Origin of the sequence: Sphingobium sp. AS12, from assembly GCF_019097845.1 — a bacterium.
In the GTDB taxonomy this organism is placed as follows: Bacteria; Pseudomonadota; Alphaproteobacteria; order Sphingomonadales; family Sphingomonadaceae; genus Sphingobium.
On the sequence record NZ_JAHRGM010000001.1, the window covers coordinates 112,554 to 133,730 of the forward strand.

Below are 21,177 nucleotides of genomic sequence, written 5' to 3' on the forward strand. Positions count from 1 at the left end.
CATCCTATCCCCTTATTTGCTGAAATTCAGGGCGACGGTGCCCAATTCTGCACTGCCCTGCGCCTTGACGCTCGCGCCGGGCTTGGGCGGCCAGGCGAAGGGCAGGCGGACGACTTCGCGGCCACCGACTTCGCGCGCAGCCTCCACGATCAGCGTGTAATTGCCTGGGCTGAGCGTACCGAGCGGCCCTTTGCCAGCCACAAACGAAATCTTGTTGTCACCCGGCGCGCGGGTCGCGCCAGTCACGCCATCGGCCGGAAAGCTCATCGTCCGGCCCGACGCGCGCCACCATTGCCGCACGTCGCGCAGCCATTTGGTGCCTTCGCCCTTCTTCATGTCATAATCATACCAGACCGACAGGGTGCGCGGGGTCGCCCCCTCCTTTTCGACCCAGATCGCCACATAGGGGCGGTGATATTCGGCGACCGACAGGCGCGGGATGCCGACCGTCAGGTTGAGCGTCTGCGCGGCGGCGGGTGCCGCCATCGTTCCCAGCGCGGCAGTGCCGGTCAGCAGCAGGCGATAGCTGATCTGCATGGAAAATTCCCCTTAATGGATGAAGATGATGGCCAGCACCGCTGGCAGGGCCAGGCCAATGGCGACCAGTGGCCAGGTGCTGGGACGCTTCTTGGCGTGCAACTGGAGCAGCAGCAGCCCGGTCAGCGCGAACAGGAAACAGGCGACCGAGAAAATGTCGATAAACCATTTCCACACCGTGCCGGTATTGCGGCCCTTGTGCAGATCGTTGAGGTAGCTGACCCAGCCCCGGCTGGTCGCCTCGCTCGTCACCGCGCCGTCATTTCGGTCGATCGAGACCCAGCCGTCGCCGCCGGGGCGGGGCAGGGCCAGATAGATTTCATCAGCAGTCCATTCCGCCTCGCCCGTCCCGCGTTGGCCGACCGCCTTTTCAACCCAGGCCGCGACCGGCGCAGGCAGCGGCTTTTTGGCGTCGGGCGCACCGTCTGGCGCGACCAGCTTGCGCAGGTCGGCGGGCAGGGTCGCGCTCTTCTCGATCGTCTGGGGCGATCCTTCGACATCGGCGGCGTGGTTGAGCGTAATGCCGGTGAAGGCGAATAGCAGCAGGCCGATCAGGCTGACGGCCGAACTGATCCAGTGCCAGCTATGCAGCTGCTTGAGCCAAAAGGATTTGGCGCTCTTTTTCTTTTGTTGCTGAATGCGGGCGGTTCCGTGCATCGGAAGGGGGACTGGTCCTGCGAGAAAGGGTGCCGATCGCATACCGCGAACGATTCGCAATTGCAAACGAGTCGCAGGAAGAAATTTGTATCAAAATGTAGGGGGCGGCAAAGAGCCGGTCAGTCGTCGCTGTTCGGCTCCGCCAGCGCGATGTCCATGTCCGCCAGCGCCAGCCGCAGCAGCTCTGACATGGTCGCCCGCGCCGCTGCCGTATCACGCGCGGCGATCGCCTGAAATACGGCGCGATGGTCGGGCAGGGGATCGCGTGGCAACAGTTTCTTGCGATGCTTGAAGGTGGTGGTCCAGCTGACCGCCGCGCCGACCGAACTGGCCAGCGCCTCCAGCGCGTCGTTGCGGGTCGCGGCGAGGATCATATTGTGAAAGCGCTGGTCCGCGGCGCGGCCTTCGGGGGTGGACAGGCCATAGCGGCCCATTTCTGCGAGCGCCGCCTCCATCACCGCCAGTTGATCGTCAGTGCGTCGCCGCGCGGCGAACTCCGCCGCCGCCGGTTCGATCACGCCGCGCAGCTCGAACAGGTCGCGAATGAAATTGGCGTCCGGCTCGCCCGCAAACATCCAGGCGAGCATTTCGGGGTCCAGCACGTTCCAGCGATTGCGCGGCAGGACGCGGGTGCCGGCCTTGGGGCGACTTTCCAACATCCCCTTGGCGATCAGGATACGCACCGCCTCGCGATAGGCGGTGCGGGACACACCCAGGCGGTCGGACGCTTCAATTTCGCCCTCGAACAATTCTCCGGGCTGGTAACGGCCGGTCAGGATAGCGGTGCCCAGATCGCGCGCGATCGTCTGGTGGATGCGCAGCCCGCTCTCTTCCGATCCGACCTTGCGCCCGCTAGCCACTATTACCGCTCCCGTTTCAGTCCTCGAATATAGCCGTAGGGCAATGCCGCCCGCAAAGGAAGGCATCCGCTACCAGCCGGAGCGGCGCGGTATCAGCGTCGATCGCGCGGGCCGCGACCAGATCCACGAAGCGGCGATACATGGCCGGATATTCCTCGTCCGGCGCCTTCAGCTGCACTTCGCCGTCTAGCCGCAATGTGTTGCCGCCTTCGGACAGGAGCAGCGCGCCATTGTCGGTATCGACCGCAATATCCCATGTCTGCGGCCCGGTCTGCCGCCAGTCGAACACGGTATCGATCGGTGCGCCCGACGCCGTCGCCATCGCCAGTGTCGCGCCAATGGGGGCGTCCTTGTTGGACGGCACTTCCAGATTGGCCGACAGCAGGGTGACGGGTTCCGGCACGATTTCGGTCAGGATCGACAGCGCATTGATGCCCGGATCGAACACGCCGAAACCGCCCGCTTCCCATATCCAGGGCTGGCCGGGATGCCAGTGGCGGACGTCCTCGCGCCACTGGATAGAGATGCGCTCGATCCTGCGCTGGGCAATCCATGCTTTGGCCTGCGCCACGGCGGCGGCGTAGCGGCTGTGCCAGCTGGCATAGAGGCTGACATTCTGTGCCTTGGCCAGCGCGATCAGCGCCTCCACTTCGGACACGGTCGCGCCCGGCGGCTTTTCCAGAAACACATGCTTGCCTGCCAGCAACGCCTGCCTTGCCGCATGATAGCGGGCCTGGGGCGGCTGGCACAGGATGACGGCGTCCAGGTCCGGTTCGCCCGTCAGCATCGCGCCGAGGTCGGGGTAATTATTCACCCCTTCCCCCAGCGCATTGCGGCTGGCGATAGCGACCAGATCAATGCCGTCGGTCTTGAGGATCGCGGGCAGATGCTGGTCGCGCGCGATTTTACCCAGCCCTACCAGACCTGCCCTGATGCTCATGCCGCGACGACCAGCTTGCCGTCGATCCGGCGGGTGAGGCCAAGCGGATTGGACGCCTGCAACGCGGCGGGCAACAGCGCGTCCGGCACGTCCTGATAGCAGACGGGCCGCAGGAAGCGCATCATCGCCAGCGTGCCGACCGAGGTGGAGCGGCCATCGGCGGTCGAGGGGAAGGGACCGCCATGGACCATGGCATGGGTCACTTCGACGCCGGTGGGCCAGCCATTGGTCAGGATACGCCCAACCTTGCGCGACAGCACGGGCAGCAGCTTGGAAGCGTCTGCACTATCGGCATCGGTCAGTTGCAGCGTCGCGGTCAACTGGCCTTCCAGGCCCGCGATCGTCGCCATGACTTCCTCGATGCTGCCGCACCGGATCAGGACGGACGATGATCCGAACACTTCTTCCGCCAGCAGCGGATTGGCCCCGAAGGTCGCCGAATCGGTCGCGAAGAAAGCGGCCTTGCCGCGATTGCAGCCCTCTGCCTCGGTGCCGCGCGCGATGGTGGTGACGCCGTCTGCGCCCTCCAGAGCGGCGACGCCCTTTTCATAGGCTGCGTGGATGCCGGGCGTCAGCATGACCTGCGGCGCTGCGCCGGACAGGGCTTCCGCCGCTGCGGCCACGAACGTGTCGAGGTCCGGCCCGTCGAGCGCAATGACCAGACCGGGGTTGGTGCAGAACTGGCCAGACCCCATGGTCAGCGACCCGACGAACGCTGCGCCCATCGCAGCGGCGCGGTCGGCGAGCGCACCGGGCAACAGGATGACAGGGTTGATCGACGACATTTCGGCATAGACGGGGATCGGTTCTGCGCGATCGGCGGCGATCTTCATCAACGCGACGCCACCGCCGCGCGATCCGGTAAAGCCCACCGCCTTGACACGCGGATCGGCAACCAGCGCGCCGCCCAATGCGCGGTTGGCACCGGGCAGGTAGGAAAATACGCCTTCATGCAGGCCGCACGCCTTGACCGCCGCCTGGATGGCGCGCGCGACCAGCTCGCCGGTGCCGGGATGGGCGCTATGACCCTTGACTATGACGGGCGATCCCGCCGCGAAAGCGGACGCGGTGTCACCACCCGCGACCGAGAAGGCGAGCGGGAAGTTGGACGCGCCGAACACGGCGACCGGGCCGACCGAATGGTTGACGCGGCGCAGGTCCGCGCGGGGCAGCGGCGCACGGTCGGGCAGGGCAGGGTCGATCGTGGCGTCAAGCCAGTCACCGAGCCGGACATAGCTGGCGAACAGACGCAACTGGCCGACGGTGCGGCCACGCTCGCCCTCCAGCCGGGCGCGCGGCAGGCCGGATTCGGCCATAGCTGTTTCGATCAGCAGGTCACCAATGGCGATGATATTGTCGGCAACGGTTTCCAGGAAGGTGGCGCGGGCGTCGGGCGTCAGTGTTGAAAAACTGTCAAAGGCCGCGTCGGCCAGCGCTGCGGCTTCCGCGACCTCGGCAGGCATGGCGCTGGAAAAGGCGACCTTGCCCTTTTCGCCGGTAGCCGGATGGATGGCGTAAAAGGGATCGCCGCCTTGGCGCTCGTTTGCGCCGATGAGAATGGCTCCGTTGAATAGGACTTCGCTGGACATGGACGTCTCCTGAAAATGACCGGACTGTTGGCTAGCCGATCGGGCGCAAACGCGCTGATCGTTTTCCGGCACAAGTGATGCAAAATCGGCAATGACGGGGAGCCGCGAAGATGGTTCGCTGTTCCCCGCCATTCAATGCGGGTCGTTAATGATTGTCGCGCGGCAGGCCCATGGTCTGGGCGATACGCTGATATTTCTCCGCCCCTTCCAGGATCGCGCCCGTGTCCATCTGACCCACGACTGAGCGCTGGATTTCCTGCCAGGGGGTTTGCGACGCAGGGTATTTGAACCCGCCTGCTGCGACCAATGCGGCGCGCCGTGCTTCCAGTTCCTCGTCGGAAATCAGCACGTTCACTGTTCCGGTATTGAGGTCCATCCGCACCCGGTCCCCGGTTTCCAGCAGCGCGAGGCCACCCATCGCCGCCGCTTCGGGCGAGGCATTGAGGATCGATGGGCTGCCAGACGTGCCCGACTGCCGCCCGTCGCCGATGCAGGGCAGAGCGGATACGCCTTCGGTGATCAGATAAGCGGGCGGGCGCATATTGACGACTTCGGCGGCACCGGGATAGCCGATCGGCCCCGCGCCGCGCATGAACAGCAGGGTCTGGTCGGTGATGCCGACCGACGGATCATCGATGCGGTGGTGATAATCCTCCGGCCCGTCGAACACGACCGCCGGGCCTTCAAAGGCGTTGGGATCGTCTGGGTTGGACAAATAACGATCGCGAAATTCGGCGCTGATGACGCTGGTTTTCATGACGGCGGCGTCGAACAGATTGCCCGACAGCACCAGAAAGCCTGCATCCTCGACCAGTGGCTGGTCAAACGGACGGATGACCTTCTCATCCTCAATTTCCACGCCCCGGCAATTATCGCCCATGGTCCTGCCATTGACGGTCATCGCGCCTTCATGGATCAGCCCCTGCGCGATCAGCTGCGCCACTACTGCAGGGACGCCACCGGCGCGATAATAGTCCTCGCCCAGATACTCGCCCGCAGGCTGGAGGTTGACCAGCAGCGGAATCTTGTGACCCACCGTCTCCCAATCCTTGAGTGGCAGGTCGACGCCGATATGGCGGGCGATCGCGGCCAGATGGATCGGCGCATTGGTCGATCCGCCGATGGCGCTGTTGACCATGATGGCGTTGTGGAAAGCATCCTTCGTCAGAATGTCGGAGGGCTTGAGATCCTCATGCACCATCTCGACGATGCGCTTGCCGGTCAGATAGGCGACCTCCTGCCGATCGCGATAAGGGGCAGGGATCGCCGCCGATCCGGGCAGCATCATGCCCAGCGCTTCGGCCAGGCTGTTCATGGTCGATGCCGTGCCCATCGTGTTGCAATAGCCGGTCGAGGGGGCGGACGACGCCACCAGCTTGATGAAGCCTTCATCGTCAATCTTGCCCGCGGCCAGCAACTGGCGCGCCCTCCACACGATGGTGCCGGACCCGGTGCGCTCGCCCTTGTGCCAGCCGTTCAGCATCGGGCCGACCGACAAGGCAATGGCGGGGATGTTGACGGTCGCCGCCGCCATCAGCAGCGCAGGCGTGGTCTTGTCGCAGCCGGTGGTCAGGATCACGCCGTCCAGCGGATAGCCATAGATCGCCTCGACCAGCCCCAGATAGGCAAGGTTCCGGTCAAGCCCCGCCGTCGGGCGCTTGCCGGTTTCCTGAATCGGGTGGACCGGAAATTCCAGCGCGATGCCGCCCATTTCGCGGATGCCGTCCCGCATCCGCTCTGCCAGCACCATATGATGGCGGTTGCAGGGCGACAGGTCGCTGCCGGTCTGGGCGATGCCGATGATCGGCTTGCCGCTGCGCAGTTCGTCCAGCGAAAGCCCGAAATTCAGATAGCGTTCCAGATAGAGCGCGGTCATATCGATATTGTCTGGGTTGTCGAACCAGGCGCGGCTGCGCAGCTTGGGGGCGGGCTTGGACGAATCGCTCATTGGGGCATCCTGACGCTGGAAAATCTGTGGCACGTTGACGCGCTTGGCCTGCTGATATACTCATACAAATAGAAATTCAAGAAGCCGTGTCGAGGACTTGTGAAGCGTATCGAGATTTTTGCGGAAGCCGATCGGCCATGAGCGGCTACACGGTCGTAGGCGACTGGGGGACCAGCAATTTGCGCCTGTTCCGGGTCGAGGACGGGCGGATCGTCGCACGCCGCGACGGGCCGGGCATCGGCGCTGTCGGACGGGCAGCCGAAGCCGCTTTTGCCGATACGGTCGCGCCGTGGCTGGCCGACGGAACACCACTGTCCATCACCCTGTGCGGCATGGTCGGCGCGCGCGATGGCTGGGTCGAGGCACCCTATGCCGATTGCCCGGCGGGCGCAGCAAGCTGGCGCGCGGCCGCCATAGGCTTTGACTGGCGCGGCGCGCCGATTGCGATCATGGCAGGGCTGGCCTGCACCGGCGCGGACGGCATCCCCGACGTGATGCGCGGCGAGGAAACCCAGATTTTCGGCGCCTGCGCGCGTGACCCGGCGCTAACGCAGGGTCGCCGTCTGATCGTGCTGCCCGGCACTCACAGCAAATGGGCGTTGGTGGAGGATGGCCGCGTGCTGGCGTTCCGTACCGTGCCGACCGGTGAGCTGTTCGCCCTGCTGCGGGATCGATCGACGCTGGGGCCAAAGGATGCGGTGGGCGATGCCGCGCAGGAAGCGGCTGGCTTTGCCGAAGGGCTGGCGCGGGCGGGCGAGGGCGCTGTGCTGGCGCGGTTGTTCGCTGCACGCGCGATGCGGCTGCGCGCCGGGCGATCGGCCGACTGGGCGCTGGGCTATCTGTCCGGGCTGCTGATCGGCGGCGAGATTGCCGATGCCCGCGCGCTGTTGCAGGCGGACGATGGCGTCACGCTGATCGGCGACGCGCGGCTGGCGGATCGCTATGCCCGCGCACTGGCGGCGCAGGGCGTTGCGTCGCAGCGTCTGGACGGCGACGCCTGCGCGCTGGCCGGGCTGGGCTATGGTGGAGAGATGACACTATGACGATGGACGAACTGCTGGACGATGGCGCGCCGCCGATTGCCGCCATCCTGCGCGGCATCCGCGCGGACGAGGCGCTGGACGTCGCCGCCGCGCTGGTCGAGGCGGGCATCCGCATCCTCGAAGTGCCGTTCAACTCGCCCGATCCGCTGGCCAGCATCGGCGCGATGCAACAGGCCTTTGGCGACCGCGCGATCATCGGCGGTGGCACGGTGCTGAGCGTCGAGGCGGTCGAGCAACTGCATGGCGCAGGCGGACGCATCATGGTGACGCCCAACACCAACCCGGCCGTCATCGCCCGCGGCGCGGAATTGGGCCTTGAGCTGCTGCCCGGTTTCATGACCCCCAGCGAAGCCTTTTCCGCCATTGCCTCCGGCGCGCGCCGGATCAAACTCTTCCCCGCCGCCCGGCTCGGCCCGGCCTATGTGAAGGCGGTCAAGGATGTGCTGCCCAGGCATGTCGGCGTCTGGGCCGTGGGCGGCACCGGCGCGGACACGATCGGTGAATGGCTGGCGGGCGGTTGCGAAGGCATTGGCGTGGGCGGCGCGCTCTACCGCCCCGGTGACGATGCGGCGCTGGTGGGCACGCGCGGGCGGGAACTGGTTGCGGCGTGGAAAGCGACGCGCTGACGGCTTGGACGATTTGTCCCGATCGTCCTGCTTGAAACGATGCGGGCTTGGGGGCATGGACCGGTCATGGCCAATCCCTTTCCCCGTCCGGTGGCGATCGCCCGCTGGTTGCTGTTTGTCGCCGCTTTGGTGTTCGTCATGGTCGTGGTTGGCGGCATCACTCGCCTGACCGAATCGGGGCTGTCGATCACCCAGTGGAAGCCGATCACCGGCGCCATTCCCCCGCTGACCCATGACCAGTGGATGGAGGCGTTTCGCCTCTACCAGCAAATCCCCGAATATCAGCAGATCAACCGGGGCATGAGCCTGGCCGATTTCCAGTTCATCTTTTTCTGGGAATGGCTGCACCGGCTATTGGGGCGGCTGATCGGCGTCGCCTTCGCCCTGCCGCTGCTGTGGTTCGCATGGAAGCGCGCGATCCCGGCAGGCTATGGCTTCCGACTGGTCGCGCTGCTGGCGCTGGGCGGATTGCAGGGCGCGATCGGCTGGTGGATGGTCAAGTCCGGCCTGTCACTGCGCACCGATGTCAGCCATTACCGGCTGGCGGTGCATCTGCTGACGGCGCTTTTCATCATCGGCGGGCTGGTCTGGACCGCGCTCGATCTGCTGGCGCTGTCCCGCAACAGCCGCGCTCGTCCAGCACAATTGCAACCGCTGGCGCTGATCGCATTGCTGGCGCTGTTCGTGCAGTTGATGCTGGGAGCCTTCACCGCCGGGCTGGACGCGGGCTATGTGTCCAACACTTGGCCCCTGATGAACGACCATCTGGTGCCTGAAGGGATTAGCTGGCTGGGTTCGCTCTGGGCCACCGTGTCGAGCGACCCCTATCTCGTTCATTTCCTGCATCGCTGGTGGGCATGGGGCGCTGCGCTGGCGCTGATCCTGCTGGCGCGACACGCCAAGCGGGCCGGGCAGCGCACTCCTTCGATCGCGATCAATGCGACGGTGGGGACGCAGATCGTTCTGGGTATCGCCACCGTCATCAGCGGCATCGCCCTGCCGCTCGCCGTGCTGCATCAGGCAGTCGGCGCGCTGGTGGTGGCGTCGGCGGCCTGGGGCGCCCATGCCATCGGCGTGCGTCGCCTGTGAGGGGGATTCGCGCGGCGGCGCTCTGCCTGGTGCTGCTGGTGCCGGGGATCGCGCGGGCCGAAGCCATCGCCATCCCCTTTGCGCCGCCGGTCGATCAGCGTCTCACCTATCAGATCGAACAGCACCGCCCCGTCGAAGGCAAGGTCAGCCGGTTCAGCGCCACCCGCGACCTGCGGTTCGAAAGGGGGGGGGGACGGCTATATCCTCCACGCCACGTTGCGCGCCATCGACAGCGATGCGCCTGCATCGGGCGCTGAACCCTATGCCGCCGCGCTGACGCCGCTGATCGGGGTGGAGCATCATTTCCATGTGGATGCCGCAGGGCAGATCATCGCGCTCGACAATATGGATGCGGTCTGGAGCGCGGTGCAGGCTGGCCTCGCCAAGATGCTGGCGGCATTCGCGCCGGACACGCAGCGCCACCGGTCGCTCCTGTCGGTCCAGGCTTTGCTGTCGGGCCTGTCGCCCGACGGGCGGCTGGCGCTGCTCGCCGGGGAATTGCGGCCGCTCTTCCTGTTTGCAGGCGGCAAGGTGGAGGATGGCGCGGGGCGGGGTGTGCGGACCGTGGCTGGCGCGCCGCTGGGCCGTCCGGTCCCGGTCGAGGGCGTGCTGCGGGTGACGGCGCAGTCGGACAAGGCGCTCGATCTGGACGAGCAACTGGCTGGGCAGGGTATTGCTGTCGGCATCACCTACCGCCTGTCGCGGCGCACCGGCCTGATCGAAAAACAGCAGCGTAATTTGGCGCTGGGGACGCGCGCTGTGTCGGAAAAGCGTGAGTTGACCCCTGCCCAATAGTGACGGGTATTATTTTACCCGTCAGCAAAGCCGCCGAATCTCTTGACTTGTGACCTGCCACCGGTCATTAGCGCCCCACTTCCGGGCGTCGGCAACGGCGTCCGGTTTCCTTTTTCATTCTGGAGAATTGGCACCATGAAGGCGCTGATGAAGACCACCAAGTCGGCATCGCCGGCGACGGTCGAAAAAAAATGGGTCCTGATCGACGCGGAAGGCCTTGTTGTTGGCCGTCTCGCTTCGACCGTGGCGAATATCCTGCGCGGCAAGCACAAGACCAGCTTCACGCCCCATGTCGATTGTGGTGACAATGTCATCATCATCAACGCGGGCAAGGTGAAGTTCACCGGCAAGAAGCTGACCGACAAAGTCTATTACAAGCACACCGGCTATGCCGGCGGCATCAAGGAAACCACCCCTGCCAAGATTTTGGAAGGCCGTTTCCCTGAGCGCGTGCTGGAAAAGGCGATCGAACGCATGATCCCGCGTGGCCCGCTGGGTCGCCAGCAGATGCGCAACCTGCGCGTGTTCGGCGGCGCCGAGCATCCGCATGAAGCCCAGAACCCCGAAGTGCTCGACTTCGCGTCGCGCAACCGCAAGAACAAGGTGGGTGCATAATGTCCGATAACCGCCAGTCCCTGTCCGATCTCGCACAGATCGCCGCCGAAGCCGCTGCGGCTCCGGTTGCCGCGCCTGCCGCTGCGCAAGCGCCCGCCGCTGACGTCGTTGCCGATGCGCCGATTGCGCCGCCGGTTTCGACCATGCCGCTGCGCCAGCAGGAAATCGACAATCTTGGCCGCGCTTATGCGACCGGCCGTCGTAAGGATGCCGTCGCCCGCGTCTGGGTGAAGCCCGGCACCGGCAAGATCACGGTCAATGGCCGCGATCAGGAAATCTATTTCGCTCGTCCCACCCTGCGTCTGGTGATCAACCAGCCGTTCGGCGTGACCGATCGCAATGGCCAATATGACGTGATCTGCACGGTCAAGGGCGGCGGTCTGTCGGGTCAGGCCGGTGCGGTCAAGCATGGCATCGCCCAGGCGCTGACCAAGTACGAACCGGCGCTGCGCAGCGCGGTCAAGGCCGAAGGCTTCCTGACCCGCGACAGCCGCGTCGTCGAACGTAAGAAATATGGTAAGGCGAAGGCTCGCAAGAGCTTCCAGTTCTCGAAGCGCTAAGCGTTTCAGGCACTACCAGACGATCGAGAAGGGGCCGGTTTTCCGGCCTCTTTTTCGTTGGGGGATATGCAGAGGGACCGCGGGGCAGGGGCGGGGTGTCATCGTCCACCCTCCGTTCGTTTCGAGCCCTTCGACTGCCTGCTAAGGCAGTCGCTCAGGACAAGCCAAGGTCGAGAGACCTTGCGCGCCGTTTCTCGACTTCGCTCGAAACGAACGGAGGTGGTGAAGTTACGCACCCTCCCGTTCACCCCTGCGCCCGCACCGCGTTGCGGCTGGCCAGGCCCATCATGACGAAGCCGGCGATGGCCGCGACGATGTTGGCGCTGGCCGCGCCGATCGTGCCGTAAAGCGGCAGCAGCGCGGCCTGCATCCCCAGCAACAAAGTGGTCGAGATGAAGGTGATGCGCAGAGACAGGCCCGCCCGGTCGGTCGCCATCAGCAGCGGGCGATAGCTGACCCCGATCAGGTCGATGCAGGCGGCAATGCCGAGCAGCAACAGCAGCGGATAGGCGGGCAGGAAGTCGCGGCCCGCGATCAGTCCCAGCAGCGGATGGCCGATGATCAGAATCAGCGCGATGATGACCGCGCCCGCCACCAGCGCCAGCCGGTTGGTGCGGCGGAACAGCGCGCCCAGCGCTTCCCCCCCCTGACTGCCGCTGCGCGACAGTTCGACGAAGATGCTGCGCGAGAGCAACCCCGAAATCTTGGTCAGCGAATTGGCAAGCTGATTGGCAAGGCGATAGAGACCCGCGCCGACCGGCCCGACGAACAGCCCGACCACCAGCACCGCGACCTGCTGCCCCATGGACGACAGGCTGGTCTGGAGGTTGGTGGCGGTCAGGAAGCCGATGATGCCCGGATTCTCCGCCCGGGCGTCCATCGCCCGGCCTGCCGTCCACTGGCCGATCCGCCCGCGCCCTTCGCGCAGTGCGAGCCACCAATAAGCGATGGCGCAGAGCAGCTCCGCCGCGCCCCAGGCGATCAGGAAGCCGGTGATCGTCGGCATCAGTCCCAGCGCCGCGACCGCGCCGATCATTCGGCCCACCGGGATCATGGTCTCGGCGAGCGCGGCGGAATCGAACCGGTCGAACAAACGCAATATGCCCGTAGGGCTGGATCGGATGGTGATCATCATCACCATGCAGAAGATCCAGGCCTGCCACCCCATGCCGGGCGGCAGCTCCAGCAGCCCGCCAAAGGCCAGGATAATGAAAGCGGCAATCGCCCCGCCCACCACGGCGGAGGCAAGATCAATGAGGATACAGAAACGCAAAACGCGGTTCAGCGCGTCGGCGTTGCCGGTGGCCAAATGGGTCTGGCCATAGCGCACGACGATCTGCCAGCTGTCGAAACTGGTAATCGTCTTGATGACCGTCGCGGCGCTCAGCACCAGCGCGAACCGCCCGAAATCAGCGACGCCCAGTGTGCGGGTGACGATGGCGAGATAGGCCAGGCTCAACACCGCGCCCACGCCCTTGCCCCCCAGCAGCCAGCCGGTATTGGCCAAAATGCGGGAAAAGCCGTCCTGTGCTGCGCCGGGCCTGGGTTTCGCCATCATTCTGCTTTCCAGCCCTCGCCACATTGCAATTCCCGTTCGAAACGAACGGATGAAGTTGAAGTCGATCCGCTCTAGGCGTTGCGAACGTCAGTTTGAAGCCGCCTTTTTTTCGGCCAATTTCCCCTCTAAAGACCCGCGCCATGACCATCACCAAAGCCATCATCCTGTCCGCCGGGCAAGGATCGCGCCTGTTGCCGCTGACCCGCGACGTGCCCAAATGCATGATCGACTTCAACGGCCGCACCCTGATCAGCTGGCAGATCGCCGCGCTGGTCGCCAATGGCGTGACCGATATCGTGGTGGTGACGGGTTTCCGCACCGAACGGGTCGAGGATCATGCGCTGCAATTGTATCGCGAGACCGGCGCGCGCATCCGCTGCGTGTTCAATCCCTTCTTTCAGGTCGCCGATAACCTTGGCACCTGCTGGATCGTGCGGGAGGAGATGGACCGGGACTTCATCATCCTGAACGGCGATACCATCGTGTCGGACGAGATCGTCGCGAAACTCATTGCGGGAGCCAGGGACGCCATCACCGTGACCGTCGATGTGAAGGCGGACGGCGACTATGACGATGACGATATGAAGGTGAGCCGCGACGAGAGCGGCCGCCTGCACCATATCGGCAAGCGGCTGTTGCCGCCCGACACCAATGCCGAATCGATCGGGATGCTGGCCTTCACCGGCGAAGGCCCGGCGATCTTCCGCAACCAGATCGACCAGATGATGCGCACGCCCGAAGGCGTCGAACGCTGGTATCTGCGCGCTATCGACATCATCGCCAAGGGCAACCGCGTCGGCACCGTGTCGATCGAGGGGCTGGAATGGCAGGAGGTCGACTTCCATCAGGATGTCGAGGCGGCGAAGGCGCTGACGGCCAAGTGGGTCGCCGAGGGGCGTTACGGGCAGTAAGCGATGCGAGGGTCAAACAAGCGCGCGGCTATATCATTTCGGCATCGAAATAATTTTTCAGCCACGCTTTTACATTGTCCAGCTCACTGTCCAGCTTGACCGCAGACCCAAGGTCCGGCTGCCCCGGCCAGCCTGCATCCGCCACGGTCACACCCGCCGCGCTGCGTGTCCCGTCATAGCGGGGGATGACGTGGAAATGGACATGGGGATCGACCATCATCAGCATCAGATAGTTGATCTTGGTATAGCCCACCGCCTTGGTCAGCGCCGCCTCGATCGCAGCGGTGACGGTCTTGAGTTCGGCATGGGCGTCGCCAGGCAGGTCGCCGAACGCTGTTGCATCGCTTTTGGCCGCCAGGATCAGCGACCCCAGTGTCGGCTGGGCCGGGCGGAGCAGCACGACCCAGTGGGTGAACTCCGCGATCAGCGTGGCTGGCCAGCCGAATTTCTCGATCGTGGGGTTCATGGCCGGGCCTGCTCCATCCAACTGACGATCGGCTGGCCGGACCGCCTGACGCCATAGGCCTGCGCCAGCCGCACGGCGTGGACGACCAGCGATATCGTTGTCCACCAGGCGAGCGCGATCAGGCCGATGTCGGGGCGTCCGAACAGCAGCGACACGAACAGGATGACCATATTCGGGTTGCGCCGCGCGGTGATCAGGCGGAACTGGCTGTCGAAGCGCTGCCAGACATGAATGTCCATGCCGAAATCCTTGAGGAACATCCCCTCGATCAGTCGTTGCAGCACATAGCCTGCAATCACCGCCGCGATCACCAGTGCGAATGTCTGGGTCGAAAGCGCCAGCCCCCAATAGACCAGCCCCGTCCCCCAGAAATACCACCAGAAGGGCGGGTGGACCAGATCGACCCCATGGTCGATCACATTGCCCCATTTGGACGATGTGATGGTGCAGCGTGCCAGTTTGCCGTCCACCGTATCCAGCACCATGAAGATGAATCCGGAGAGGAAGCCGGTCCAATACATGCCCTGCGCGAACAGCCATGTTGCAAGCAGGCACAGGGTCACGCCGATCACCGAGACCATGTTTGGGGTCATACGCAGCTGCGCCGCGATCCGGGTCAGCACCAGCGCCAGTTCGGGCCAGAGATATTTGGTGAGCAGGTCGGTCACGCCCTTATAGGCGCCGAAATAGCTGCGCCGCTCAATTTCGCGCCGGGTCGATGGGGTCAATTCGCGCACCATCGGCTGTTCCAGCTTGCGCAGCTGGCGGTTGTAGAGGGTGCGGCCGTCCGACAGGTCGATGATATGGGGGGCGGTCAGCGGATCGATGCCCAGCGGCACCTGGCCGACGATCGGTGCGTCGCCCCAGACGAACAGGGTGCCGGGCGTTTCGAGCGCGAGGCGCAGCAGCAGCGGATCGAAGGCGTAGGTCAAGTTGAACAGCAGTTCGTGGCCCGCCGCCAGCACGCTGCCATTCTTCGCGGCGCTTTCCGCCATACGGCGGCTGCGTTCGGCATTGGTCATGCCCCAGATCGGCGTTACATTGTCGCCGACAAGGCGGACGGGGCCAAGAGAGGTGGTGAGGGTCTGGCTCATAGATGCGCCTTCGCGAAGTTCAGGATGAGGTCGGCCTGCCGCTGGGACGCGGGGATGGGGGAAAGGTCGATGGAATCGCGCATGGCCGCTTCCTGAGCAGCAACGAAGCCCGGTTGCAAGTCTGCGGCGCGGGCGAGTGCTGCGGGCAGGGCGTCGGCGCTCTCGATCACCTGTCCCAGCTTCCAGTGCGCAAAGGCTTCGCTGCTGGCATCGCGCCGGTCGAGATTGAGGAAGATGCAGGGGCGCGGCTGGACCAGGAACTCATAGACTTGGCTGGACACGTCACCCAGATAGACGTCGGCGCTCATCGTATAGCTCATGTCGATCGAGTGGCGGCTGCCCATGTCGACGCGGATGTGCGGCGCGGCGCTGACGATGGGCGGGACGGCGCGCGCCAGCTTGGTGTGGGGCGCGATGATGACGTTCCAGCCGGTCAGCGTCTCCAGTGCCGCCAGCACCGCCGGGCCATGGGTGACCCATGACGAGAGCTTTGGGTCGAAATGCGGATTATAGAGCAGCACCGGGCGGTCATTGTCGAAGAATCGCTGGCGGGGCGCCTTCAGCTCGAACTTGGGATAGCCGCCGACGGCGACGGTATCGGGGGTGCAAAGGCCGCGCTCGATCAGGCGGCGGCGGTCCTTTTCGCCTGCGACAAGCGTCAGGTCGAAATCGGCATGGCGTTTCTTGTAGCCGCCTTCGCGGTCGCCCGCGCCATGTTTGATGAGGATGAGGCGGGTGGCAAAACCGGGGACGCGGCGCGCCCAGGCGGAGGAAATCTCGGTCGTCGCCAGCAGGGGGAAACGGGCAATGGCACGGTAGTTGAGCAGCAGCGTGGCGAGCCGCGAAGGCTGGCGGAACAGCGAGTCGGCGCGGCCGGGTGGACGACGCAAACGCACCGGGATCAGCCGTTTTTCCAGGTCATAGCTGGCGACCAGCGCCAATATCTGGTCGGAGGGCGAAAGGATGCTGACCCGCACGCCGGGGCGGCGCGCCAGCGCCAGCGCGGCGGGCAGCCAGTGGTAGAGCTGTTGCGCTTCGGCAATGGCGAGAAAGGCGATATCCATCAGGTCACAAACGCTCCCACAGGGCCAGTCGCCTAGCGGCGATGCCGGGGCAGATGCAAGGGCGGTGGCGTCTTTCCCTTTTGTAGGTGCTGGACCTTTGCTTATTTTTTGTTATGCGGGCCGCGACCGAACGACACTCTGAAAGAGGCTCGACGAGCGATGGCCGAATTTGCGTTGCCCAAGAACAGCAAGATCAGCGGCAAGGGTGTGACGCACCCCGCGCCCGCAGGTGCGACGAAGGTGCGCAGCTTCAAGGTCTATCGCTATGATCCCGACTCCGGGCAGAACCCGCGTTACGACACCTATGAGATTGACCTCGACAATTGCGGGCCGATGGTTCTGGACGCGCTGATCAAGATCAAGAATGAATATGATCCGACGCTGACCTTCCGCCGCTCGTGCCGCGAAGGGATTTGCGGTAGCTGTTCGATGAACATGAACGGCAAGAACGGCCTGGCCTGCACCACCGCGATCGAGGAATGTTCGGGCAAGGATGTGCGGATCACCCCGCTGCCGCATATGGACGTGATCAAGGATCTGGTCCCCGACTTCACCCATTTCTACGCGCAGTATAATTCGATCCAGCCCTGGCTCAAAACCGTGTCGCCGCCGCCGTCGGGCAAGGAGCGGCTCCAGTCGCCCGCCGACCGCGAGAAGCTGGATGGCCTCTATGAGTGCATCCTGTGCGCCTGCTGCTCGACCAGCTGCCCGTCCTACTGGTGGAATTCGGACAAGTTCCTGGGTCCGGCAATCCTGTTGCAGGCCTATCGCTGGCTGGCGGATAGCCGCGACGAATATACCGGTGATCGGCTGGACGAGCTGGAAGATCCCTTCCGCCTCTATCGCTGCCACACCATCATGAACTGCGCGAATGTCTGCCCCAAGGGTCTGTCCCCGGCCAAGGCGATCGCCGAAACCAAGAAGATGATGGTCGAGCGGCAGCTCTGATTGTCGTGAGCGGAACAGGGACGATTGCTTCCGCCACGCCAGCGGAGGAGTGGAGCGGCTGGCGGCGTTGGGGCGAGCCTGACGGGGACAATTTCCTGTCCGTCATCGGCAGCGGCTATGCGCTCAGCGATGCGCCGGGCCGGGCGCAGGTCGCGCTGGAGGTGCAGCCGCTGCACATCAACCGCTATGGCAATCTGCACGGCGGCTTTGCGGCAGGCTTTGCCGACCACGCCTATTTCATCGCGCTGTGGGCGATGGGGCGCAAGGATCAGATGGGCGCGCTGACGATCGACCTGTCGATGCAATATCTGGGCCTGGGCAGGGTTGGCGTGGCGATGATCGCCGACGTCGAACTGCTCAAGGAAACCGGCAAGATGATGTTCCTGCGCATGACCATCGCGCAGGGGGATGGCCTGATCGCGGCATCGACCGCGACGCTGCGCAAGGTGCCTGCACCCAAGTGACAGGGGTGATTGCCCGATATGAGGCGCTCATCGCCGCGGGCGAATTGCGCGCCGATCCCGATCAGCGCGCCGCGGCGCTGCGACTCGACGCCTTGCAGCAGGAACTGGAAGCCGTGCCTGCGCGTGGTTCGACGCTGTGGAAATTGTTGCGCAAGGTGCCTGAGCCGCCGCGCGGCCTCTATATGTGGGGCGGGGTCGGGCGCGGCAAGTCGATGCTGATGGACCTGTTCTTCGACACGGTGAAAATCCAGCGGAAGAAGCGTGCGCATTTCCATGAATTCATGCTCGACGTTCATGCCCGGCTCGCCGAAGCGCGCAAGTCGGAAAAGGGCGATCCGATCCCGCCGGTGGTGGACTCGCTGGCCGACGAAGCGCGGTTGCTCTGCTTTGACGAGATGGTCGTCAACAATATGGCCGACGCCGCGATCATGTCGCGGCTGTTCACCGGGCTGCTGGAAAAGCGGGTGACGATCGTCACTACGTCCAACCGCGAACCCGACGAACTTTACAAGAACGGCCTCAACCGCCAGCTTTTCCTGCCCTTCATCGACCTGATCAAGGAACGGCTGGACGTGCTGACGTTGAACGGCCCGACCGACTATCGCCGCGATCGTCTGGGCGACGCGACGCTTTGGCACTGCCCCAATGGCGATGCGGCAACACAAGCGCTCAGCACCGCTTTCTTCCGCCTGACCGATTATCCCCCGTCCGACCGTGCCCATGTGCCGTCGGAGGATATCAAGGTGCAGGGTGGCCGAACGCTGCATGTGCCCAAAAGCCTGAAAGGCGTGGCGGTCTTTTCCTTCAAGCGGCTCTGTGCGGAGGCGCGGGGCGCGCCTGATTATCTGGCTATCGCGCGCAAATATCATACGATAATCATCGTCGGCATCCCGGTGCTGGGGCCGGAAAACCGTAATGAGGCGGCGCGCTTCGTGACGCTGATCGACTCGCTCTACGAATATAAGGTCAAGTTGCTGGCATCCGCCGATGCGGAGCCGGCGCGGCTCTACCCCGAGGGCGATGGCGCGTTCGAGTTCGAGCGCACCGTGTCGCGGCTGATGGAAATGCAGTCGGACGATTATCTGGCGCTGGGCCACGGCCCTAAATAAGCGGCGTACCAAGGCACATCCTGCCGCGCGGCGCCGTCATCATGGCGCAATCTTCTTGCTGAAAACCGGGAAAAACAGGCCGGATGCTTTCCATGGGAAAAGCATCCGGCAGGATACCGCTGCAGGGACAGCTCGGCGGCCAGGGTAGGAGCCGGGAGCGACAGGGTGTTGCAGCCGCTTAACGCAATTGCGAATGAATTGCAAAGATAATTTGTTTCTGCCGTCTTTGTTAGTTGAAACCCCTGCCTTATCGGCTTAAGCGGGCCATCAATTCCAGAATTCACGTCTTGGAGGATGACAGACTTATGGCCCGTAACAAGATCGCGCTCATTGGCGCTGGTAACATTGGCGGCACGCTCGCGCATCTCGCGGCATTGAAGGGTCTGGGCGACATCGTCCTGTTCGACGTCGTGGAAGGCGTGCCCCAGGGCAAGGCGCTCGACCTGTCGCAATGCGCGTCGGTCGAAGGCTTCGATGCCAAGATCACCGGTTCCAATGATTATGCCGATATTGCGGGCGCGGACGTCATCATCGTCACCGCCGGTGTTGCACGCAAGCCGGGCATGAGCCGCGACGACCTGCTGGGCATCAACCTGAAGGTCATGAAGGCCGTGGGCGAAGGCATTGCCGCCAACGCGCCCGACGCTTTCGTCATCTGCATCACCAACCCGCTCGACGCGATGGTTTGGGCGCTGCGCGAATTTTCGGGCCTGCCGCACAACAAGGTCGTCGGCATGGCCGGCGTACTGGACAGCTCGCGCTTCAACCATTTCCTGGCCGAAGAATTCAACGTGTCGGCCAAGGACGTCACCAGCTTCGTGCTGGGCGGCCATGGCGATACGATGGTGCCGGTCATCGAATATTCGACCGTCGCGGGCATCCCTGTCCCAGACCTCATCAAGCAGGGCCGTTCGACCCAGGAGCGTATCGACGCAATCGTGCAGCGCACCCGGTCTGGTGGCGGCGAGATTGTTGCGCTGCTCAAGACCGGTTCGGCCTTCTACGCGCCCGCCACCAGCGCTATCGCGATGGCCGAATCCTATCTGGGCGACAAGAAGCGCCTGCTGCCCTGCGCCGCCAACCTGACCGGCCAATATGGCGTCGACAATCTCTATGTCGGCGTGCCCGTGATCATCGGCAAGGACGGCGTCGAGCAGGTCATCGAGATCGAACTGAACGACGAAGCCAAGGCGAACCTCACCGTGTCTGTCGATGCGGTCAAGGAATTGCTCGATGCTTGCAAGGTGATCGATCCTTCGCTCGCCTGACTTTAGAGCTGCACCGTTCCGTTCCAGGTAAGTGCGCAGCCTGGAACGGGACGATTTCGACCAAGTGCCACGTCCACGGAATATAAAGGGACACGCATGTCCATTCTGGTGAACAAGAACACCAAGGTCATCACCCAGGGTATGACCGGTGCCACCGGCACCTTCCACACCGAGCAGGCGCTCGCCTATGGCACGCAGATGGTTGCGGGCGTCACGCCGGGCAAGGGTGGTTCCACCCATATCGGCCTGCCCATGTTCGACACGGTGCTGGAAGCCAAGACCAAGACCGGCGCGGATGCGTCGGTCGTCTATGTGCCGCCACCATTTGCGGCCGATTCGATCTTGGAAGCGATCGACGCAGAAATCCCGCTGATCATCTGCATCACCGAGGGCATCCCCGTGCTGGACATGGTGCGCGTGAAGCGCGCTCTGTCGGGCAGCAAGTCGCGCCTGATCGGCCCGAACTGCCCCGGCGTACTGACCCCCAATGAATGCAAGATCGGCATCATGCCCGGTTCCATCTTCAAGGCGGGCAGCGTCGGCGTCGTCTCGCGTTCGGGCACACTGACCTATGAAGCGGTGTTCCAGACCTCGAACGCTGGCCTGGGCCAGACCACCGCTGTCGGCATTGGCGGCGATCCGGTCAACGGCACCAACTTCATTGACGTGCTGGAGCTGTTCCTGGCCGACGACGCCACCGAATCGATCATCATGATCGGCGAAATCGGTGGCGACGCGGAAGAACAGGCGGCGCAATTCCTGATCGACGAGGCCAAGCGTGGCCGCAAGAAGCCGATGGCCGGCTTCATCGCCGGTCGCACGGCGCCTCCGGGCCGTCGCATGGGTCATGCCGGCGCGATCGTGTCGGGCGGCAAGGGCGACGCGGAAAGCAAGATCGCGGCGATGGAAGCCGCAGGCATCAAGGTCGCTGCCAGCCCGTCCGAGCTGGGCACGACTCTGCTGGAAGTGCTGAAGGGCTAAGCAAGCCTGTAAGGCGGCCGGGCTGCACCCCGGCCGTCCTTTGCCCGACCGCGAC

At 64.4% G+C, this 21,177-nt stretch carries 23 protein-coding genes; 13 read left to right on the top strand and 10 right to left on the bottom strand.

The features are described from left to right. Positions 1 to 12: 12 nt before the first annotated feature. From KRZ98_RS00600 to KRZ98_RS00625, 6 genes are all read right to left on the bottom strand, one after another. Positions 13 to 537, bottom strand: a complete 525-nt coding sequence (locus KRZ98_RS00600) for a DUF2271 domain-containing protein (protein WP_217671731.1) — start codon at positions 535 to 537, stop codon at positions 13 to 15. Positions 538 to 549: 12 nt separating this feature from the next. Then, a complete protein-coding gene (locus KRZ98_RS00605) occupies positions 550 to 1,194 on the bottom strand; it encodes a PepSY-associated TM helix domain-containing protein (RefSeq protein WP_217671732.1) in 645 nt (214 codons plus the stop codon). Positions 1,195 to 1,313: 119 nt separating this feature from the next. After that, positions 1,314 to 2,054, bottom strand: a complete 741-nt coding sequence (locus KRZ98_RS00610; RefSeq protein WP_217671733.1) for an FCD domain-containing protein — start codon at positions 2,052 to 2,054, stop codon at positions 1,314 to 1,316. A gap of 16 nt (positions 2,055 to 2,070) precedes the next feature. Further along, complete coding sequence (locus KRZ98_RS00615) at positions 2,071 to 2,994, bottom strand: Gfo/Idh/MocA family protein (protein WP_217671734.1); 924 nt, start codon at positions 2,992 to 2,994, stop codon at positions 2,071 to 2,073. Further along, on the bottom strand, positions 2,991 to 4,583 hold the full coding sequence (locus tag KRZ98_RS00620) for an aldehyde dehydrogenase (NADP(+)) (RefSeq protein ID WP_217671735.1): 1,593 nt from the start codon (positions 4,581 to 4,583) through the stop codon (positions 2,991 to 2,993). Before KRZ98_RS00620 ends, KRZ98_RS00615 begins: the two co-directional genes overlap by 4 nt. Before the next feature lie 145 nt (positions 4,584 to 4,728). Continuing rightward, positions 4,729 to 6,531 (bottom strand): IlvD/Edd family dehydratase, encoded by a 1,803-nt coding sequence (locus tag KRZ98_RS00625; protein WP_217671736.1) that lies wholly within the window; start codon positions 6,529 to 6,531, stop codon positions 4,729 to 4,731. Positions 6,532 to 6,668: 137 nt separating this feature from the next. On the opposite strand from KRZ98_RS00625, the gene KRZ98_RS00630 reads away from it, so the two are divergent. The 7 genes from KRZ98_RS00630 to rpsI all read left to right on the top strand — a co-directional run bounded on the left by KRZ98_RS00630 (position 6,669) and on the right by rpsI (position 11,259). Further along, the gene (locus tag KRZ98_RS00630; RefSeq protein ID WP_217671737.1) at positions 6,669 to 7,574 is read left to right on the top strand and encodes a 2-dehydro-3-deoxygalactonokinase; all 906 of its coding nucleotides are present in this window, start codon (positions 6,669 to 6,671) and stop codon (positions 7,572 to 7,574) included. Beyond that, positions 7,571 to 8,200 (top strand): 2-dehydro-3-deoxy-6-phosphogalactonate aldolase, encoded by a 630-nt coding sequence (locus KRZ98_RS00635; protein ID WP_217671738.1) that lies wholly within the window; start codon positions 7,571 to 7,573, stop codon positions 8,198 to 8,200. The genes KRZ98_RS00630 and KRZ98_RS00635 overlap by 4 nt, the downstream gene beginning before the upstream one ends. Before the next feature lie 66 nt (positions 8,201 to 8,266). Continuing rightward, a complete protein-coding gene (locus KRZ98_RS00640) occupies positions 8,267 to 9,289 on the top strand; it encodes a COX15/CtaA family protein (protein ID WP_217671739.1) in 1,023 nt (340 codons plus the stop codon). Further along, entirely contained in the window at positions 9,286 to 9,546 is a 261-nt protein-coding gene (locus KRZ98_RS23925) for a hypothetical protein (protein ID WP_254797996.1), read from the top strand. The genes KRZ98_RS00640 and KRZ98_RS23925 overlap by 4 nt, the downstream gene beginning before the upstream one ends. Beyond that, positions 9,506 to 10,084: a hypothetical protein gene (locus tag KRZ98_RS00645; RefSeq protein ID WP_254797999.1), complete on the top strand. Its 579-nt coding sequence runs from the start codon at positions 9,506 to 9,508 to the stop codon at positions 10,082 to 10,084. Before KRZ98_RS23925 ends, KRZ98_RS00645 begins: the two co-directional genes overlap by 41 nt. A 135-nt stretch (positions 10,085 to 10,219) precedes the next feature. Next, entirely contained in the window at positions 10,220 to 10,699 is a 480-nt protein-coding gene (gene rplM, locus KRZ98_RS00650) for a 50S ribosomal protein L13 (RefSeq protein WP_217671740.1), read from the top strand. Next, a complete protein-coding gene (rpsI, locus tag KRZ98_RS00655; RefSeq protein ID WP_217671741.1) occupies positions 10,699 to 11,259 on the top strand; it encodes a 30S ribosomal protein S9 in 561 nt (186 codons plus the stop codon). The genes rplM and rpsI overlap by 1 nt, the downstream gene beginning before the upstream one ends. A gap of 244 nt (positions 11,260 to 11,503) precedes the next feature. On the opposite strand, the gene KRZ98_RS00660 is transcribed toward rpsI, so the two are convergent. Next, positions 11,504 to 12,817 carry a lipopolysaccharide biosynthesis protein gene (locus KRZ98_RS00660; RefSeq protein ID WP_217671742.1) on the bottom strand — a complete coding sequence of 438 codons (1,314 nt, stop codon included), beginning with the start codon at positions 12,815 to 12,817 and terminating at the stop codon, positions 11,504 to 11,506. 140 nt (positions 12,818 to 12,957) lie between these two features. Between KRZ98_RS00660 and KRZ98_RS00665 the strand changes: the two genes are divergently transcribed. Continuing rightward, complete coding sequence (locus KRZ98_RS00665) at positions 12,958 to 13,728, top strand: sugar phosphate nucleotidyltransferase (RefSeq protein WP_217671743.1); 771 nt, start codon at positions 12,958 to 12,960, stop codon at positions 13,726 to 13,728. 28 nt (positions 13,729 to 13,756) lie between these two features. On the opposite strand, the gene KRZ98_RS00670 is transcribed toward KRZ98_RS00665, so the two are convergent. From KRZ98_RS00670 to KRZ98_RS00680, 3 genes are read right to left on the bottom strand one after another with little or no spacing between them, the layout of a single operon-like run. After that, positions 13,757 to 14,194, bottom strand: a complete 438-nt coding sequence (locus KRZ98_RS00670; RefSeq protein ID WP_217671744.1) for an HIT family protein — start codon at positions 14,192 to 14,194, stop codon at positions 13,757 to 13,759. Further along, the gene (locus KRZ98_RS00675; RefSeq protein ID WP_217671745.1) at positions 14,191 to 15,288 is read right to left on the bottom strand and encodes a CDP-alcohol phosphatidyltransferase family protein; all 1,098 of its coding nucleotides are present in this window, start codon (positions 15,286 to 15,288) and stop codon (positions 14,191 to 14,193) included. Before KRZ98_RS00675 ends, KRZ98_RS00670 begins: the two co-directional genes overlap by 4 nt. Continuing rightward, positions 15,285 to 16,352 (bottom strand): glycosyl transferase, encoded by a 1,068-nt coding sequence (locus tag KRZ98_RS00680; RefSeq protein ID WP_217671746.1) that lies wholly within the window; start codon positions 16,350 to 16,352, stop codon positions 15,285 to 15,287. The genes KRZ98_RS00675 and KRZ98_RS00680 overlap by 4 nt, the downstream gene beginning before the upstream one ends. Before the next feature lie 159 nt (positions 16,353 to 16,511). Here KRZ98_RS00680 and KRZ98_RS00685 point away from each other — a divergent pair, with 159 nt between their 5' ends. From KRZ98_RS00685 to sucD, 5 genes are all read left to right on the top strand, one after another. Continuing rightward, on the top strand, positions 16,512 to 17,300 hold the full coding sequence (locus tag KRZ98_RS00685) for a succinate dehydrogenase iron-sulfur subunit (protein ID WP_017182650.1): 789 nt from the start codon (positions 16,512 to 16,514) through the stop codon (positions 17,298 to 17,300). Between the two features lie 5 nt (positions 17,301 to 17,305). After that, a complete protein-coding gene (locus KRZ98_RS00690) occupies positions 17,306 to 17,764 on the top strand; it encodes a PaaI family thioesterase (protein ID WP_368389769.1) in 459 nt (152 codons plus the stop codon). Further along, entirely contained in the window at positions 17,761 to 18,873 is a 1,113-nt protein-coding gene (gene zapE / locus KRZ98_RS00695) for a cell division protein ZapE (protein WP_217671747.1), read from the top strand. The genes KRZ98_RS00690 and zapE overlap by 4 nt, the downstream gene beginning before the upstream one ends. Positions 18,874 to 19,178: 305 nt before the next feature. After that, on the top strand, positions 19,179 to 20,141 hold the full coding sequence (mdh, locus tag KRZ98_RS00700; RefSeq protein ID WP_217671748.1) for a malate dehydrogenase: 963 nt from the start codon (positions 19,179 to 19,181) through the stop codon (positions 20,139 to 20,141). 96 nt (positions 20,142 to 20,237) lie between these two features. Beyond that, entirely contained in the window at positions 20,238 to 21,122 is an 885-nt protein-coding gene (gene sucD, locus KRZ98_RS00705) for a succinate--CoA ligase subunit alpha (RefSeq protein WP_119745596.1), read from the top strand. Positions 21,123 to 21,177: the final 55 nt, after the last annotated feature.